13 protein-coding genes and 1 pseudogene are annotated in these 19,301 nt (G+C 45.4%); 3 read left to right on the top strand and 11 right to left on the bottom strand.

From position 1 onward, the window contains the following. Positions 1-12: 12 nt before the first annotated feature. Positions 13-708: an RES family NAD+ phosphorylase gene (locus QNH99_RS23410; protein WP_410517834.1), complete on the bottom strand. Its 696-nt coding sequence runs from the start codon at positions 706-708 to the stop codon at positions 13-15. Positions 709-1,281: 573 nt separating this feature from the next. Between QNH99_RS23410 and QNH99_RS23405 the strand changes: the two genes are divergently transcribed. After that, a complete protein-coding gene (locus QNH99_RS23405; protein WP_410517833.1) occupies positions 1,282-2,313 on the top strand; it encodes a hypothetical protein in 1,032 nt (343 codons plus the stop codon). 273 nt (positions 2,314-2,586) lie between these two features. Continuing rightward, positions 2,587-2,862: pseudogene (locus tag QNH99_RS23400) on the top strand (DUF1493 family protein). A 341-nt stretch (positions 2,863-3,203) separates the two neighbouring features. Here the strand turns inward: QNH99_RS23400 and QNH99_RS23395 are convergent. The 4 genes from QNH99_RS23395 to QNH99_RS23380 all read right to left on the bottom strand — a co-directional run bounded on the left by QNH99_RS23395 (position 3,204) and on the right by QNH99_RS23380 (position 8,786). Continuing rightward, complete coding sequence (locus tag QNH99_RS23395) at positions 3,204-4,103, bottom strand: FRG domain-containing protein (protein WP_410517832.1); 900 nt, start codon at positions 4,101-4,103, stop codon at positions 3,204-3,206. 39 nt (positions 4,104-4,142) lie between these two features. Beyond that, positions 4,143-4,592, bottom strand: coding sequence for a hypothetical protein (locus QNH99_RS23390; RefSeq protein ID WP_410517831.1), 450 nt, complete (start codon positions 4,590-4,592; stop codon positions 4,143-4,145). Positions 4,593-4,867: 275 nt separating this feature from the next. Continuing rightward, positions 4,868-5,470 (bottom strand): hypothetical protein, encoded by a 603-nt coding sequence (locus QNH99_RS23385; protein ID WP_410517830.1) that lies wholly within the window; start codon positions 5,468-5,470, stop codon positions 4,868-4,870. 34 nt (positions 5,471-5,504) lie between these two features. Next, positions 5,505-8,786, bottom strand: coding sequence for a P-loop NTPase fold protein (locus QNH99_RS23380; protein WP_410517829.1), 3,282 nt, complete (start codon positions 8,784-8,786; stop codon positions 5,505-5,507). A gap of 831 nt (positions 8,787-9,617) precedes the next feature. On the opposite strand from QNH99_RS23380, the gene QNH99_RS23375 reads away from it, so the two are divergent. Further along, the gene (locus tag QNH99_RS23375; RefSeq protein ID WP_410517828.1) at positions 9,618-13,433 is read left to right on the top strand and encodes a pcar; all 3,816 of its coding nucleotides are present in this window, start codon (positions 9,618-9,620) and stop codon (positions 13,431-13,433) included. 572 nt (positions 13,434-14,005) lie between these two features. On the opposite strand, the gene QNH99_RS23370 is transcribed toward QNH99_RS23375, so the two are convergent. From QNH99_RS23370 to QNH99_RS23345, 6 genes are read right to left on the bottom strand one after another with little or no spacing between them, the layout of a single operon-like run. Further along, positions 14,006-14,584, bottom strand: coding sequence for an FMN-binding negative transcriptional regulator (locus QNH99_RS23370; RefSeq protein ID WP_410517827.1), 579 nt, complete (start codon positions 14,582-14,584; stop codon positions 14,006-14,008). 10 nt (positions 14,585-14,594) lie between these two features. Further along, positions 14,595-15,473 carry a diiron oxygenase gene (locus tag QNH99_RS23365; protein ID WP_410517826.1) on the bottom strand — a complete coding sequence of 293 codons (879 nt, stop codon included), beginning with the start codon at positions 15,471-15,473 and terminating at the stop codon, positions 14,595-14,597. Further along, positions 15,470-16,360, bottom strand: coding sequence for an O-methyltransferase (locus tag QNH99_RS23360; protein ID WP_410517825.1), 891 nt, complete (start codon positions 16,358-16,360; stop codon positions 15,470-15,472). Before QNH99_RS23360 ends, QNH99_RS23365 begins: the two co-directional genes overlap by 4 nt. A gap of 2 nt (positions 16,361-16,362) precedes the next feature. Beyond that, entirely contained in the window at positions 16,363-16,857 is a 495-nt protein-coding gene (locus QNH99_RS23355; RefSeq protein WP_133345106.1) for a GNAT family N-acetyltransferase, read from the bottom strand. Next, on the bottom strand, positions 16,851-18,050 hold the full coding sequence (locus tag QNH99_RS23350) for an ATP-grasp domain-containing protein (protein WP_410517824.1): 1,200 nt from the start codon (positions 18,048-18,050) through the stop codon (positions 16,851-16,853). Before QNH99_RS23350 ends, QNH99_RS23355 begins: the two co-directional genes overlap by 7 nt. Beyond that, a complete protein-coding gene (locus tag QNH99_RS23345) occupies positions 18,040-19,218 on the bottom strand; it encodes a hypothetical protein (RefSeq protein WP_410517823.1) in 1,179 nt (392 codons plus the stop codon). The genes QNH99_RS23350 and QNH99_RS23345 overlap by 11 nt, the downstream gene beginning before the upstream one ends. Positions 19,219-19,301: the final 83 nt, after the last annotated feature.

Here is a 19,301-nt window from a genome sequence, read left to right as displayed (position 1 = left end):
AGGCCTTTCGGTTTAACTGTTGTTACTACTGATTTCATAATTCATAGAAAACAACAGAATTTCCTTTCCGTAGATATTTTCGTCTTTCCAGAACTCAGGGAAATTGCTCTGGTCTGCGCTGCGGTACTCTGCAACTGACGTCATATCTGAGGTCGAAAGCGGATCGTCAGCCCCCTTACGAACCCACCATGCAGTACACGTTTTGTCGTTCAGATGTCTTGATTGATATGTGATACCGTCAAAAGGCAATCCTGGCGTGTTTGCTGCCCACTCAGTAATACTCTGAGTGATGCTATAGTCCGGTCCCATAACTTTATCTGCCGTAAGATGGAGCAGTGGCAGTAAGCGGGAAAGATTTACTGTGACAGTCTGCCGTGTAGTCTTCAAAGTACATAATTGAGCGATGTAAAGCGAGTCATCGCCAATGAAGAAATTAGAGGGATCAGCCTCACGCTTTCTTCCATACGATTCAGCCACTGCGATGTACGCATTGTCAGCGGTATAGCAAACCCCCGCTTTAAATGACGGATCGTTGAAACGACCCAGATTTGTAGTAGGCACCCCGTAAAATACTGCGGAAGGGTGTGGTTTTTCCTGCCAGCGAACCTGTTCAACTTCATCGCGAACTAACTGTGGAATACGGCCTTCTTGAAACAATTTGTTTAGCGTGTCATGGAGATTGTCCCCATTCAATTTGAATAATTCCATTAATATTGCCCTCGACTAAATACTTGATAATGTCCATAAAATCACCATTTAGGTTATTATGGTTGAGTGAATGACCCGTTTTCTCTGACGGATGTTCTACAGTTACTGACATGCTTGCCTGTCAGCGAGAACAACGTTTTGAGAGCCTGGATCTCATGCCTATTTAGGCGTTTTCATCATAGGGGGGAGCGGGATATTTCAGCAAGGAAAATGAAGGAATAATTAAGGAAAATTTATGCATATACTGTAATACCGAATCGCCCCAGCATTCACAAACACTCTGGGAATCACTTATTCATTCGGATGAGCTGTGCGTAACCACACGGCGGGCATGCCACCTCACTTTAACGTCATTTTTTTCCCCGATGTAGTTTCTATATCTGAACCTGATTTGAGTATTAAACGCTTAATCTATCTTTACCTGCCTACCCTGCCTGAACCGCTGCATCCTACATATCCTCCTTGAAATAATTTTTCCAGAATCCGAAGAAAGGCAACCCCGGAAATTTTGCGAGCGCGAGGTTTTTGAGTTTTAATGCAATTCTTACAGAATTCTGACAGACGGAGATTGACATGGCCAGGCAGTTAAGTAGGCGTTCTCAGATTGAGATTGAAAGAATGGTCGAAACGGGAGAGGCTATTAAGGAACCTCCACGTCAGCCAATAAGAGAGACTATCACTGGGCGGATCATTTCCAACGAGCGTATCCCTGAACAGCTTCCTACCTATCTGATTGGTTTGCAGACAAATAACATTGTTTACAACGATATAGATGTTAAGGCTTTTAACCGAGAAGTAAGTCAGCAGGTCTCTCGAATACTAGACACCATCAGAGATGAGAGCTTTGGCAATGCCGGCATCGCTTACCAGCAGTTCATCGATTTGTATGATGCATGCATTGAAATGCCTTCCCGCGAGGAGCTCAATTTTGTTAAACGTTGCGGCGTAAAGCTCTATGCCGTACTGGAGGATCAGGGAAACCGCCTCTCAGCAGAGTTAAGCTTGAAGAATCAACCCAGTGGCGAAGCCGAGTTGCGCTTTAATGCCGTCACCGAAGCCCATATTAATTTGTGTTTTTATATGCTTACGCTCAATCTGGCGCTTCATAACCAGATTGACAGTTTACAGGGGCAATTACGTTCCAAAATTGCGCTGCTTGAAAAGCGTCTCGCGAACTTACTCAGCGAATACATCTATAAAGGGGAAAATGGTCGGACAGCGGCTAATGGGATACACGAAAGTCAGACACTTTATGGCTGGATATTGCTTAAGCAGAATAAACTGGATGATGCAAAGGCAATATTCCAGCATGATAAAAATACAAACTTTACTGCTCAGGGTTTTAGCCAGTTGCATGCGAAGGTGTATTCTGTCTATTTGGATGCTCCGGATTACAAAGATGCCACTGAAATAAGACGTTCAGCATTCTCTAATCGTGGAATGACGGATTCCAGAGCGCGCATCGCTCTCAGACTGTGTTATTACCTACAGCAGACGGAACAAATCCGCCAGTATATTGACGAACTGACTCAAGGCAGTGATGACCAAGGGACTAACGAGGCGACGGTCGACATCCGGTCGCACCTTCTTGCTGAGGAAACGTGATCACGCCACCGTCATTTGGTAAAAGGCGGGCTCTATCTCCCTCAGTTTACGGATAGCGTGATCATCTATCTGAAGCCACTGACGAACTTGACCGGCAGCGTGTTCGTAGGCTGATTCGCTGCTATAAGGATGGCAATGTGTTTGGGAGGTGAGCCATCATTCCCTTCTGGATACCAGATATCCGGACCATGTTCACGAAAATCAACGGCCAGTAACGTCTAGGATCTGTCCCGCGCTCTATAGTGATCCTCTAGCTCGGTAAGCATTTCCCCGGTGCGTGTGTTAAGTTTTCAGGAAAGCCCTTCCGGAGGCACTCTAATGACGTTCCGGAAAAAAAAACTCACGCCTGAAACGTCGCTCAACCTGGACATGAAGCTGGACGCGGAAGATGCGGCCAAATACCTGCAGAACGTCTTCGAAGCGTTTGGAATGGATTCCGATCAGGTGATGTTCGGCCGCTAATATCCCAGAAACCCGCGCAAAGCCATCCCCCTGACGATCGAAATGCGCATTGAATCCGTCCGCGCAGGTCACTGGTGCTACGAATAATCAGGTCCGTCAGGGGGGCGGTTCTGGAAGCAGATGGATTTCCTCCTGCTCCCGATAGCAGGATCTGTTTTTCAATGTGGCATGTCCCGACAGCTTATCAACAGCCTGAATAATCAGGTCGTTGCAAGTAAAAATGACTGATTCATTTTGAAATTCTCGGGGTGCCCTGTGCACAGAAGTTTGGTAACGTGAGATTGAGGTGTATGCAAATCTGTCTGCTGCCCGGCTTAATATGAACCGCTGAATTTATGAGCACTTTACACAAGATGCCTTACGGATTCAGTCAGGTTATTACATTAATTCGCCCGGGCAGATACCTCAGTAACCTCGTTTCTCGCGTGTTAGCCCCGCCTGGCGTATTTTCTGACGATTTCTGAGGAAACTTTTTCTATTCCCGGAAATACGGTACTTTCATTGATCCCCAGTCTGTTAAGCTGTCCCAGTAGGCTTGTTTTATTCCGGATAATTAGCCTCCTTACTGTAAAGTCCCGATTCCCGGTTTCAGGCAAAAAAGTGTCATCACCAAACAGCAGAAATGCTCCGGACTGAGAGCTAATCCGCTCGTTGCTTAACCGTCCTTTAACCAGAAGTATTTTATTTAAGTCAGATGGATTAATTACGTCTTTGAAATGGCTTTTTTCATCGCGTATAAAATGCAAAAGATGGGGCGCCACCTCTGTACTTTTAAACTCATCAGTGGTCATCATCCTGGTTTGCAGCTTAAATTTCAAACTTTCTGGAAGCCGTGAGATATTGGCTATGCAGCTGACAGTGTCAGAATCGAAAAATTTTATTTCTTTATTTTTAGCTGTAATAATCACAACGCTGCCGTCAATTTCGCTGCCTTGACTGTCTTTTTTTATTCTAGAACAGGCAAAATACAGAGCGATGAGTGGATTAGAGGTGACATCCAGAAGGCGAGTAGGCAGTCCATAGTGCTGCATGCGGACCAGCTTGTCCAGCATGTATCTGTCATGAATAAACTCCTCTGGCCTGGCCGCAAGCAGTTCAGTTATCAGGTCGGATTCGTGTCTTCTGTAGGGATAATTACCGGTATCTTCATCCCGCCTGAACAGCGATGGTTCAAGCTTGTAGGCCGAATCTGAGTGCCCCCTGTAAAAGAACTCTTCGCCTTCAGAGGGTTCTTTCGACAGCACTTGATCTATAAATTGACTAATATGAGTAATCGGAACTTGTTCAGTCTTATTCTCAGTCTTTAATTGTCCGGCATTGGTCTGCATGTCTATTCCGAGACTGGAAAATATTTCAGTCGAACTTTTTTATGTGAATGACCAGCCACTGCGGATATCTCTTACAATAAAATAATCAGATTTATTTCCTTCGACTAATTCAGCCAGAACATCACTCTTTACTGCTGCTTCAATAAATTCACATCCATTGTCGTGATTTTTTTTAAAAAAGTAAAATGTCAGGCATGGATTATAAGAGTTTGCTGATTCATTTATTATTTTTAACATTCCAGTCCATATCGTAACATTTTTGTAGGGTCGGCAGCTAAGCCCAGAAGATCCGCTGTTTTCTACCTGAATTATGATTGCGGGGTGTTCTTCCGCAATATCAAGATAATTATCTTTTGGTTCGATTTTTTGTTCAATATCTTTTTTAAGTTTTTCTTTGTAAATATACCCATTGAAAGTGCCTATTCCTGAGTGAGGTTTAAAGTTGCACTCGTTAATGTTGATTTCGTCAAAAATAATTACATTAAGCATATACATATCCAGTTATGAAGAAAACAATATTCAAAACACCATTTACGGGAATTTAACAATTTTGCATGCGTCAGACTCTTATTAATCCTGAAAAGCTGTACATTTTCTGACGCCAGTTAGGCAGTTCTGATTCAGGCACCCTCAATCGGTTCAGATAAAGTCAGAGTGCTGTGCTACAGGCTACACGAGAAAGTGCTTACGTGTGCAGCGCCATGCAAAGCCTCCCCGCAGCGGTCTGGCGCCAGCGGGAAGGACGGCACTGCGACTTCAGGTAACTAAAAGGGCTTCAGCAGTTCATCAATAAGCTGTTGCGGTACATTATCCAGACCGGCGTCTTTGAATGTTGCTACCGTCATTTTGAAGAAGGCCGGCTCTTTTTCTCTGAGTTTTCGTATAGCGTGGCCATCAATCTGGAGCAGCTGCTGAACGTAACCGGCAGCATCAACGTACGTTTGTAGACTCCCAAAGCTCTGTCCGGGGGGATGGCCACAGTGACGTTCGATGATTTCCATTGAATAAAGCTTGGCAAGCCCTTCCTCCATCACTGGCGCATTTGCTCCTCCCGACGGGGAGAGCAGGTGTACGCACTCATGGGAAAGCTGGTACATCGCTTCTTTATGGTCTGTGTAAGCTTCAGGGCTCAGCCTGATGGTAATGTGTTTAGGAGGAGGATTTTCATTTCCCCTTGGGTACCAGATATACGGTCCATCACCGCAAAATTCAACGCCCAACAGCGTCCAGGATTTATCACGTTCTCCGTAACGCTCTTCCAGTTCCCTGAGCATTGAGTCTGTGTGCGTGGTGATCGTCCTGCTCATTCCGCTCTCTTTCGTCTCTTCCGAAAAAAAATGGGCCGGAATGCCGTGTGTCTTATTCATTATTCATTTCTCCTGTTAATGGCGCTCTGCCATTTCATTTATCCTGATTATTATCTTGATTTGTAGCATCCGGCTCTGCCGCCGGCGCGGGAAGACGATTTCTGATGAATCTGGAACGGTTAATAATGCCCGGAAATTTTTCCTGGTTTTCGTTAACAACCTGACTCACCGTTTCAGCTTCGGCTACTGGCCAGTTGCTGAAAGTGTACTGCTGTGCGTCAAGCCACGAACGTAAGACTTCATCATCAGTCGCGATACTGAACAGGGCGGCGATTGCCCGCCGTGAGGTATTTCCCTCTGGCTCGGTAAACTGAATAACATCCTGAAAATCATGGATAACTTTCACCCTTTTTTCTTTTGATGTATCCACTTCCATCAGGATGTCGTGAAGCTCTTTGAGTATTTCTGCGCGCTGTTTTTCCTCCAGAAATGACCATAACAGCCTTACACTGTTAGTGCTTTTCAGCTGTGCGCCATCCATGCCGCGGTACCAGTTTGCGAAAAGGCTGATACCTGTGGTCATGTGTACGTGATTCCCTGCAGATGCCATCCGGCTGAGGATAATGCTTCTGCGGTTTTCAGTACTTTTGAAGGCGCTGTAAAGCTGCTCCTGACCGGAGAAAATATCCTGACTGAGTGCATGCAGTTTTTCTTTCAGGTTAAGCAGCCGCTTATCGGAAAAAAGGTCAACAAGAAACTCTGTACTTATGCTCCCGATGTGTTCTTCTGTAATTTTTCCTATCATTCTATCGTTACGTTCGATAACCGGGCGCATATAATCCACGTCCTCAATTTCACTCTTGACTACCGGATAATAAATAGTGATGTAATCGATTGTGTTGATGTAGTTAAGGTGATTTTCTTTGAATATTACTTTCAGGGACTTACTGACACAGGCGGACGAAACCGGGTCTTTTAAAGAGTCCATGACCATACTGAAATTCTTCATGTAGCGGAAATAGAAAGACAGATATTTTATGTAGTTTTCATCATCCTCATAACGTTCGCCATACACAGGGATTTCAGAATAATTTTTTGTTGCCACCCGGTGGGCGACCATATGCGCCGCGTATTCTTCCGGGAAATCTTCGCTGATGACGGTCAGTTTTTTCAGCGGGGTTGTGGTTGAAGCCTCATACCATTCCGGAGTGAAAATTATATACCGAAGGTCCTTGATGTCTTCACTGGGTGTTGAACTGCGCAATACTGTCAGCTTGCCAGTGATATTTTCAGGAAAGTTATCCTTGCCGTTGATTATATTTCTAACTGCTTTTGTTGACAGCCCGAAAAAACGAATAACGTCAGGATTAAAGGGGTTGTGCGATTCAGTCTCCAGCAAATGACGGAGCATGTTTTCCTGCTCAGCCTCAGACAGCGGAAGAGTATTGATGCGGAGATGAGGTAGATTATCCTTTTCATCCAGCAGGAATCTGGAATAAAGATAGCCGCTCAAACGATTTTTTATCAGTTTAAACAGGTTTTCTTTAAAGATGGCTGAATAAAGATCTGCCTCTTTCAGAAGATTTTTAATATACACATCATCATTTTCCGGATTTTTCTGGAGACTATTAAGATCTGTAATAACAAAATTTTTCTGACGGATCATGAAGTCTTCCGTACTCACATACCACTTTTCTTTTAATAATGTGAGGCTCTGGCTGAACGTTTCACGAAAGTTTTCCCGCTCAGACAAGGCATACGATGTGTTCAGCCTGGCCACTGCGCCTCTTATCTCCTCCCTGATCTTGCCTAACTCATCGTCGGGCAGTTTGGTGACGGTTTCCATCCAGTCCTGCATAGTAAAGCGCCCGGCACAGCGCTGCCATGCATGAGAGAATCCATACAGGCCAGACAGTTTCCCGAGGGTTTCAGCATCGTGATTTTTAACGGCATCGGTCAGAGGGGTATCAAAGAGCTCCGTCCGGGCCAGTTCACTGTCTGTCTGGAAGTGGATGCTCATTAAAAATTCGCTCCAGCGCCGGGTGTCATGACTGAATATTCTGCCTAGCTGCGCCTGGGTTGCATACATCCTGTCCTCTTCCTGACTGACGGGAAGCGAGCTCTCGTCCTGCTCCCGGATTTCAAGCAGGCGGGTCACGGGTACCTCATCAGAATAGCGCACCACAATGATATAGAGCGCCAGCAGCACGTGCCGCAGCGGTTCGCCGGCCGGGACCGTCATGTCCAGAACGTGAATATCGTTGACCAGCTTCTTGAGCAGTCTTGGCGTGATGCGGGGATATTCAGAAGGACGCCAGCGTTCCAGCAGCTGTATGGACTCAGTGCAGCAGATCCCGTCATCTTCGCCTACGGTCTGCTTCCACATTTCCCGGAAAGCATCCTGCCAGCCGGCCGTGATGAGTGGCGGGACGGTAAACGTTACGGGAATGCGCTTGGCGATAAATTCCCGTCCGCTGTGCCCCTCAACCATCAGGGATTTCGCTACGTGCCGCGCGGAATAAGGGACTATGATCCTGAACTGTTTATGTGTGGTTCCCGCGATCAGCTCCATGTCGCTCCACAATTCTTTCACCTTGTCTGCGCTGATACGGTCAAGGTTATCTATTATGAGAATAAACCTGGCGTCTGCAGGCACTGTCGGACTTTCCGTGAAGCCGGACAGCGCGTCAGTTAATTCAATCGTGCCAATCTCTTTGCTGACAAGCCATGTTTCTGAAATCCGGTCAACGCTGTTTTGCTTAAAAAGGTCTCCAACGGTAGTCAGATAACCAGGATTTCCAGATGCTTTATTTTTTTTTGTTTTATGTCCAAGCCAGAGTAAAAGCAATCCGGGTGACAGCAATGCCAATATTTCCAGTGCAGCCACCCACAATGAAGTTTTTTTATCGCTTACCAGGTAGCTGTTTAGATCCAGAAGAAGGTACCGGACCATCTGAACGGCGAGCAGAGATAATAAAATAAAGGTTACCGTCCACCAACTCAGCCGGCTGCTGACCTTTTTGTCGTACTCGACGATATTTCCCAGTGCTTTATGTTTCAGCTTGTCCAGTGATTTGTTATCAACGCCCTGCCTCGCCTGTATTCCGCGATGGATGACCTCGATTAACGCCTTTTTCGTGTTGCCGTGATGATAACGCTCTGCGTCAAACTCAATAAAGGTGTAATCGTCAGAGAGGTCTTTCTTAATCAACTGGATTATCGTCGACTTTCCGGAACCGAGCTCCCCTTCCAGGCCGATGATATTGATGTCGGATGATCTTATTACCTCCGTCATCTTCCGTGCCACTTTATTATGGCTTTCTCCTCTGAACAGATCGCTGTCCGCGGGATATTCCTTCTGCAGCATTAGGGGCATGCACTCTCCTTTGCGCCCGTCTTTCCGGGCAAACAGTAAGGCTGTCGTTATGTCAGGCGGCGTGTGAAATGATAAGCCTTGCTTAGCTGTTCATGATAATGCAGGAGTTGAGAATATTCCTAACAGATTTGACCTTTTCCCATGGCAAAGGCTGACTGACACTTTATCGGTCCTGTGACGAAAATGGCCGACACCTAGCGCTGGTTTTCACTCCCTAAGCGTAAATACTTCCTGTAAGATTTTTACGTAACGTCAGGCATGCTTTATGCCTGTAGGGATGAAGTAAGTCATGAGGTGCATATTGGGCTGACATGAAACTTTTCTGATTTATTCACTGTGTACTGTATTAAGGTTTCATTCTTCATCGCTCTCCGCCGTTTAATCAGCGCGTCAGTGGTGATGGCCAGAAGCACTTCTGCCACCGCCAGTCTGCCAGCCGTCTTTTTCCGGTCTCCGGACCGGAAAAAGGAAAAGGGCGGTTTCAGGATGTACCCTGCAAAACATTCCATTTTGTGGCGTCATCAGTCCTGCCATCTTTAATCCTGCATGCGGTGGTTGATTCTGCCGTTATGCAGGATTTTTATTTTTAATTCTCAAAGTTGCTTTAATGTTGTTTCTGGTGTCGTATGAATACTTACCGCCTGATTCACTGCATGCTGCACACGTCGCTTCTTTTACCTCACGCAGATCCGAAAAGAACCAGAACCGGAACCCCTCTTTCATCTGTGAATCCTCCGCGTGTTTCTCACATCGCCTGTGAGTAATTATGCGGAAATCACCCGGTAACAGAAGATATACTCATGTTTATTCCTATATTCTCTGGTGAAAAACATGATGAAAACCCCACGGCTGGAATCACTCTGGCCTCTATGGAATGCAAAAAATCCTGAAGAACAGGAGATTACGTACAGTTATGACGCACTCACTCCAACTTTAATGGAGGATGAAGACGCCAGACACTACGCAGAAGCGCTTAACTTTGCCTGTCATAAACCGGATATAAGAAATATCGCAGTGACCGGCCCGTACGGAGCGGGAAAAAGCTCGGTTCTCCTGACCTGGACCCGGAGCCGGAAGGACAGAAACAAGATAATGACGGTGTCGCTTGCTGACTTCGATATGGCCCGCACCGGTGATGTCACTGCAGACAAGCACGGCGAAGACACAGCCAAATCGGAAAGGAAGGCCCGGCAGGAAGAAAAGTCCATTGAGTACAGTATCCTGCAGCAGATACTGTATAAAGCGCGGAAAAGCGACCTGCCTTACTCCCGGATAGACCGTATTGCCGACTTTACCTCGGCTCAGGTCTGGGCCAAGGCACTCCACTTACTGGGAATGTCTGTCTGCTGCCTGGCCGGTCTGATACTTCTTTTCCCTCACTTCTTCAGGAAAAAGCTCTCCCTGCCCGTGAGTTTCAGCGAGCATCTGCTGTCTTTTCCCCCGGTGTGGAGGACAGGTCTGGCCGGTGTGGCGTTTTTCATTACCTTTTACCTGCTCATCAGCAAACTGCACAGGATGGGGATATTTGACCGGCGCCTGAGTATCGACAAAATCGATCTTTCTAAAGGAGCAACACTCTCTACCCGGCCTGCAGATCCTTCCCTGCTTAACGTTTTTATCGACGAAATCGTTTATTTTTTCGATAAGAAAAAATACAAAGTGGTTATTTTTGAAGATTTAGACCGCCATAATGACGGCGCGATTTTTATCAAACTTCGTGAAATAAACCAGATAATTAATAACAGTCTTTCTGATGAAAAGCCTGTGCGCTTTATTTATGCTGTAAGGGACGATATTTTTGACTCGCCGGAAGCTCGCACGAAGTTCTTTGACTTTATTGTACCTGTGGTTCCTGTTCTGGACAGCCAGAATGCCACTGATCACTTTTCAAAAAAATTTGAAAAGGATGATTTTAATGTTCCAGGGTTTGAACAATGCGTTGCACGGCTCGCCATTTTTATAACCGATATGCGCCTGCTTAACAGTATTGCTAACGAGTTCAGACTTTACAGGAAGCTGGTCAATAACGGGCAGGATATTACGCGGCTTCTTTCGCTGATTGCCTATAAAAATCTCTGCACCCGTGACTACCATCTGATCGATGCGAAACAGGGCATTTTATATGGCACCATGAGCGCGTATGTATCCGGACAGTTAAGGAAAAGTTTTGAAGAAAAAATCACCCGCGAGATTAAAAGCCTAGATATTGAAATTTCAGAAATCAGTGATGAAGAAAAAAACACTAAGCCTGATATTGTAAGAGAAATCCTTAATGATTACATCAGTGAAAAGACTAAACAACAGCTACAGTTTTACAGTCAAAAAGGTGCGTTATATAATCTTGACGACGTTGCGAATGATGAAGCTTTGTTTTTGAATATGATGAACTCACCCGGACTTCATGTAAGGGACAGGAGTTACGGTGCAAATATAGCAAATCTTGACACTTCATCAGTAACGCAAATCCTGAATGAATATAGTTTAAGATCTGAGCTTGCCAGCTCAAAACATGATGGCAAGCTCATCGCCTTGCACCTAAAGAAAGAACAATTTCTTAAGCAGATGCGCAGGCTGGAGGCCAGCAGTCCGGGAGTGTTAATACAGAAGATGGGCAGCGAGGGATTCAGGACATGGGTCAGTGAACATCTGGGAATTGCCCTCGGGTCTGAAAGTGAGGACGATGACACTTTCCAGTATGACTTTATTTACGCCCTCTTACGCTGGAACTATCTCTCAACGGACTACATGTCGTACCGCTCCGTATTTATTCCCGGCAGCCTGAGCAGCCACGATAATGACTTTGTCCACGCGGTGAGCGCAGGAAAAGATCTCATACTCACCACGGCCATGCCGCTTGACAGAACCCCTAATGTGGTGAAAAAAATCAGGGAGTTAGGACTTCTCCATCAGGAGAATGCCTGGCATGCCGACGTTCTGCTCCATCTCCTTACACACGACAGAAGTCGCCTGAGCAAAATCATGGAGTCACAGCTTGAGGAAGGAGAGGAAGTCAGGCTCGTGTATCTGACTGAGGGATCCTTCGGCCACTGGACGACACCGGATGTTATCCTGTATATCCAGATCATGACTTCTGACAGCCTTAAAACGTCCCGGTTTGTTAAAGCGCTTGTTCACATAATCGAGTTCGATGCGGCCGTGCAGTTGCTGGTCCTGTTTTTCTGTACTCCTGCGGTAAAATGGGATACGGATGACACGGATATGAATAATGCTTTCATAAAGATATTTTCCTGTAAAAATAACATCCCTGACCGGGTTCCGGATAGTTACGGTGAGCAGTTTGTCGCTAACCTTAAATTAAGTCAGAGTCAGTTGCCGCTGATTGGCCAGTGCGTTTCTGAACAGGGAAAAAAAATTGTCGTGGAGATTGCCAAAAACCAGCTTTGGTCATATTCGGCAGATAATTTTGAAAGTATCATCCTTCTTCTTTCTGAAGAAAGCGGGCTCACTGCAGAGCAGATTATGAAAAAACCGCTCACTGCCGTCAGAAAAATCAAAGATAAGGGGCTTGAAAAAACCATTCAGAATAATATTGAGCAATTTATCATAGACTTCGTTCTTCGTTCCGAAGATTATGATCTGGTCCCTGAACTTCTGAATAATGTGGGCGTTGGTTTTAAGCTTGTATCTGACATTATTTCGAAAATGAGTTTCCTGGTTGATGATGTAAGCGAAATAAAAAACCGCGAAGGAGTTTTAGAATCATTACCAAATAGAAATGCCAGCTATAACACTTATGAATTGCTGCTTGATAATAATCGTGTGAATCCCGATTGGGACAACGTATTTTTCCTGGCCACAAAGCAGGAAGAAGAGAACACCCCCTCTCCTGAACTGGCAATGTGGTTCGACAGATACCACAGTGAATTTGAATCCCCGCGTTTACCCCTGACTAAAGACCATTTACATCTCATATTCACGATACTGTTTAACTCCGGTGCGATGAGTGATGAAGGGCGTATCTCAATTCTGAATCTGTTCGGATTTCCTTATTCAGATGTTCCTTCATACCTGCATTTTGACAGTATTCGTTGTTTAATTAATCAAAAGCTTCTGAATCCTTCCCAGGAAAATTTTGATGATATCAGGAAGAGGTATAGTGACGAGGGTAAAAAACGGGCACCACTCCTGGCTGGACTTATTTTCCAGAACCCCCTTCTGCTGCAGTCTCCTGAATCAGTCATTCTGGATGATGAGGAGTTTGACAATTTTCTTACCGAACAGCTTTTCCTGGACGACAGTCTGACGGAGAAAGTTCAGGCGCAGACCCTTACATGGATCTGGGATCACGACGAAGAAATTTTCCGTGACACGGTGCATATACCTGCGGCATGGCTGGCACAGCTGGCCCCGAACCTTGATAACGAAAGCCTGCGACGTACACTCCTTTTACAGTCACTGAAAGCAGGCAACATTTCTCACGACGCACTCTCACGAATTATAGCCTCTTTCAGCGATCCGGCCGTGCTGGCGTTTGCCAGCGACTCAAAATTCCGATCGATGGATTTAAAGGATGACGAGCTGGCGCTGGCACGTCTGCTCGAGTCCGCAGGTTTCATCCGGTCGCTGAAACCCGAGAAGAAAGAGGGCCGGTTCCGGTTTACCCCGCACAACAGTCCCGCCTTCTGACGAAATTTTCCCTGTCATCTATTATGCTGCATACAGCATTGATTTCATCCTGTATGCAGTTTTTTCCTAGAAAACCCTTAAAAAGTTATAAAGGCGTTTTTTCATATTTTCCTGTGCATTCCTGTTTTATTCACTGCATGCTGCACACGCCGCTTCTGTTAACTCCCACAGATCCGAAAAAAGGTATAACCGGAAGCAAGTAACGCAGGAACATGGAAATGTTTCACTCGATCTCAAGGATGTTGTTACTGAAGACAGGGTCAAGACCTTACGGCACAGGTTGAATAAAGAGGGTTTCCATGGGGCATGAGCAACGCCACGCAGGGGGACCCTTCAGCTATCAACCGTCGCGGGGAGAAAAGCAACCGCCCCATCAGGTAACTAAAAGGTCTGCGGTAGTTCATTAATCAGCTGCTGTGGCACCTGGCTTAAAAAACCGGCGTCAGAAAACAGTCAATGGAGACGGTTCTGGCTGGACGCTTACGTACATATAGGATAGATGAGAGTAAGATGGGCTGACTCAGGTCAGCCCTCAGCATTCCAGCAGTAGATGATGGTCAGGGAGTTGCGTTTTAACCAAGAATGGACGGACGGAAACGACTCAGCCATTCCTGGGCAAAGTGAACATAACCCGGCTGGTCATTTTGTTCCAGTTTCATGAATACACTGAGCTGATCGGCCTGAGAGCGGTGCTGACCCAGTTTTAATTTACCCTTCATTTCTGTGATTTCAATGCCTATGCCGGTTATTCCGGGAATGAGTTTCTGCCTGAACTCATCCGGAAGCGATTGTTTATTATGGAGCAGCTCTGGCTGGTAATGCGCAAGCATTCTGTCCAGTGACTGTTCCAACTCACCGGGCGTCAGGTAACGGCTTTTACCTCTGATGCTGACAGAGGCATAGTTCCAGGTAGGTACAGCGGGACTGGCTTGGTAATAATCAGTTGAAATAAATGCATGAGGACCCAGCACTGTCAGCAGGCATGTCTGCTCATCCAGAGATTTAAGCTGGGGATTCCCCGAAGCCAGGTGAGTTTCTATGAGATTGTCACCTGAAATAATAAATGGAATATGACTGATTTGCAGGTCATGCGAAATCAGAGATCCAAAGGAGTATTGACTGAGAAAAAAACGGCATTCTTCAGGGCTCATAGCCGTACCCTTAATATCTGACATCATATTCCCCCGTGAATTTTTTGATCATCCGGAAATTATACAGATGTGAGTATAAAGGGTTCTCAACTTCAGGGCAGACTACCCCTGCCAGCTGATAAAGGAAACTCCATGTTTTACGGTCGGATGATACCAGGGCTCTGACTGCTTGATTCAGATGGGTAGTAAGCTTAATGCGCATTTCCATATCGAGCTCATCGAAGGCCACTGCCATCAGGTCAAGGAATAATGAAGAGTGTGAAGCTTCATCCTGACGGTGCATTTCCGTAATAAAGCGAAAGGCAGGTTGTACACTGTCCTCTCCGGGTAAAACGGAAAGATATTTACTAATTGTTGCTTCACACACTGTCGTCAGCGCCAGCCAGGCCAGCTCCTTCTCAGCCACAGGAAGTGCCTGCAAGGAGTGGATATACAAAGCCAGATCCGTATCGGGAAAAATACTGAGGTTATGTTCAGAAAGGCGCTGGCATAAATTGATCCCTTTATAAGACATCAGCGTATGGTAGGTTTCATCTACCTGAACCTGAGCTAAACGGGTTATAAAATTCCGGGTAAAAGAAAAGGACGAATTACCGGATAAAACCAGCTTGCAGTATTCGGTCAGCGCCGACTGCTCAATTATGATGGTTTTCTGATTGTACATAAACCACCCGAAGGAAAGAAGCAGCTTCCTGCTTTCGGATTCAATACTTTCCCAGTGGTGCTCAGAATAAAAAGGGAGGTATTCTTTAACAAAATCGTCATATTCAGGCTGATACTGCATGCCATCGATTTGCAGAAGAGTCTCTCTGTGCTCTGTGACAGCGGCATTGTCCGGCCACAATTCTTCATGGCGGAACTGCCTTTTAAATATATTTTCTATATTCATTTTTTTGCAATTCCCACGCCTTCTGTCGATTCAAAGTGTAAAAAAGACCGGAATTTATCATGCAGAAAAGGGATGAATTTAGAGAACATTTTCCTGTTCCACTCGATTTTTTCGGCAATGTAATCCGAGTCAGTGGTGTTCTCAAGGAGAATGTTATGGGCGATCATTAACCCTCCTTCACGCAGTGAGTCGTAACCTGCCCGAATCATGGGGTAATATATGGCCTTATCGATAAGATCTTCATCATCAACACCGGACTTAGGCCCTTCAGCGTCCAATACAATCCAGTCAAGATCGGTTAACGTCTTAATAGACTGAATGGCATCTTCGCTGATCTGAATAATCTCCACATCCTGAGCCACTGTCAGATTACTGAGGTTCTCCTTGGCGAGAGCCTGGCAATTCTTGTCAATGTCCATGAGCCAGACGGTAGAATTTTCAGGCAGGGCTGCCAGCACCCATACGGCCCAGAAAGCATAATAAGAACCCATGAAAGCAATCTTCTTTGGTTTGGTAATATCTGCAAGTGCAAAAAGAAGACGTGACTCTTCCGGGAAAATGAAGGTTTTGTTATTTCCATGGATGAACTTTTCAGAAACTTCTTTTTGCGTCGCGTTATAAAGCTGTTTGTTATAGACCGATGTTGGAATAACATCATGCTCAAAAAGCGCCTCCAGCAATCTGTCTACGTATTTCTCAGGTTCTGCTGGCATTCTGGCTGAAAGATTGAGCATGTCTTCATTGAACTCACGGTTCAGCAGATTTACTTTTTTTTCGGAGATCTTCCCGAAATATTCTTTTGCGTGAATTTTTCCATCTAAAAAAGAGCGAAAATCTTTATCTTCTTTTAAGTTATCCAGGATAATATTATGGGCGGTTCCGGGCATGGCTAATTGCTCCTCATAAATTTCTGATAAATAGATAAGGACTGATACTGTCCAAGCTTGAACGCGACTTCACTCATTTCGCCTTTGGGTACATACCCCAGGTTTACACATATATTCCGCATGGCTGCGTTTTTGGTGTTGAAGAGCGCCAGAATTGTGTGAAGACCGGCTGTGCCTGCATATTCACTGACATGCTGACAGAGCGCCGTTCCGACAGATTTACGTTGTGCCGACTGGTGAACGTAGCAGGTTAATTCTGAAAGCCCTGCATAAGCTTTTCTGCGTGAAAACGGATATAATCCAGAAAATCCAATTATGCGGCTCTCTTCTTCTGCCACTGCAAGATAGAAAAAATATTCCGTGCTGCCAAGAAACTCCCTGAAATACTCTGGGGTTTTTATTTCTGTATCAAAGGTGGCATCTGTATGTAAAACAGCATGATTATAAATTTCACATATGGCGTTGAGGTCATCTGATTTGGCTGGCCTGATCAGCATGCTCCCTCCTTTATAAAACTGATGGCTGCTTCATAATCTTCGCTCTGAAATATTATGAATCCGGTTCTGTTCACCACATTTCTTGGGCTGCGTTCAGATTTGCTGATATACTTCTGCGCTGAATCCTTCTGCACGACATGGATTTTTTCCGGAACTGTCACATTCTCGCCAAACAGGAATCGAATGCCGACAAAGCAGTTTGCAGGCTGGCCCATCCTCTTTTCCTTATGTGATTGTGCTTCATTACCAGAACGGGACAGAAGGTAGAACTCTTCGAGGGAACAACCATGTTTAATATCGACTAAACGGGAAATAAGGTCCCCGGCTATCCGAGAGGCAACTTCAATCAGATAAAGCCTGCCATTTTTATCCTGACGAAACTCAATATGAAGCACGGCGCTGGTCACCTGCATCGTACTGATAACTTCATCAACCAGCTTCTTACATTCATCGGGATAATATTCCGGTGAAAGAGAGATATGTCCAATTTCATCGAAATAAGGCTCATCTGAAAGAATCTTGCGCGTGACATAAAACCCGGCACAGGCGCCGTCATGAACCATCACTTCGGCACTGTATTCTGTTCCTTCTATATACTCCTCGAGAAGTGCAACGCCATCAAATTTGACGCCAGTTGCCAGTGAGACCTTATGTGAAATAATCGAGTTAACTGCATCGTATAGCTGATCCTCATGCTCTATCTTTTTCACGAAAAAACTTGCTGCCCCATCAACCGGCTTGATGATCAGAGGGTATCTCAGCTTCGCGGCGAGGAATTGAATATCTTCCTGTTTAGAGGCCGTCCCGTATTGTGCTGGCTGAAGTATATTTCCTTCTGAGAGCCAGTCACGCATGATTTTTTTGTTTCGGAAACGATTTATGTCCCCATGATTAAAAGGTAAACCTAAAGCGTCGCAGATCTTTTCTGTGACAGGGACTGCCAGTTCGCCTCCGGGTACAACAGAGAATATATGACTGCTATGAGCACTGAGGCTTTCCATAATCTGATTAATACATTCGATAGCAAGTCCGTCGGCGATAACATAATTCCCATCTTCCAGTAAAGATGAGTCAGGTATGTGTCCTTTATGAAAAAGAAATATGGGTTTCTTTTCCAGTTGAACGGCAGCGTCATAAAACTGTTTTACGCTATAACTGCTTATCGCACCGACGACAATTACTTTATTTTTCATTTAAACACCCTTCCAGTTTCAGTATGCATAAAACAAGTAATATCGCTCCCGAAATGATAAAAAGGAGAAGACCTTTGCTCCCTGCATGATAGAGAACCCCGGCAACGGGAGCCGACAGGGCTCCACTCACACTTACGCTCAGGAGCGTAACGTCTTTTAGCACGGTTTCTTTTATTTCAGATTTCAAAGATGAAACAAGGGATACAACATAAGGCAAAAAAATTATTTCTGACAGCGCCATCAGGACCGAGGATGATATAATTCTGTATGCCTCACCTTCATAGCTGATAAAGGGCGCTACAGAAGCCAGAGCGGACACAGCGGCAAACAGTATGACTCGCTTATCTTTCAGTCCGGATTTTTCGATAAGCCATAAAACGGGAAATGAAAATATGACTATCGAAAGCGAGTTAACCGTGAAATACAAAGCTATATACTTCTGTGCTTCCGCAATTTTATCAGGCGTGACCTGAATAATTTTTAGTGGTACATAAGAAAAGATGAATGCATAAATAACAGTATTCATCAGCACGATAACATACAGGGGGGAATATCTGCGGAACCGCGTCAAGGTTTTCCCCGGCGAAGGTTTACTCTGCACGACAACGGAATTCATTGATGGATTGCGGGCGAATAGAGCCGGGGAAAGTAACGCAGATAACAGGGCAATAAATACAGCCGTGCCGACCAGGCCAGTTGTTCCCTCCTTTTGCAGTATCGCGGCTGCTGCAAGCGGAACGGAGCAAGAAATAACGTTGGATACCACATTGGCCATTGAAAGCGCACGTTTAATACCCCGTTCCGTGTTGGTCTGCATGTGAATCTGACGATTAAAGTCGCTGAAATTAACCAGTGAAATTCGCATCAGAGCCACGCCTGCCATAAGCACCCAGGGTAACCTGTATCCCATTCCTGCTAATACAGACCCGGCTCCTGTCACGATCAACACCATGATTAATGCCAGCAACTGTGCCGGATGAGAAAACACTGGCCGCAGATATAACGTCAATGCGGCAAGGGCATTGCAGATCCCTAATCCGAGGGTCATCTCGCTGACGTTCAGGCCCGCTGAGGGCGCAATTTCTGACATCAGATAGGGCATGATGAGGAAACTGGATGTAAGAAAAAACGTAAGCAAGATGATACAGTTAGTGCTGCTTCTGCTCATTTACTGACTTCCCTGATTTTCTGAACTTATAGCAATATGCTTACAAAGCAGATTTTTAGTCAATATATGCCCGTTAATTTGAA

It is taken from the genome of Pantoea allii, from assembly GCF_046529425.1.
GTDB lineage: Bacteria > Pseudomonadota > Gammaproteobacteria > Enterobacterales > Enterobacteriaceae > Pantoea > Pantoea allii.
Note: the sequence above shows the minus strand (reverse complement) of the source record. Positions and strands in the feature narration are given on the sequence as shown.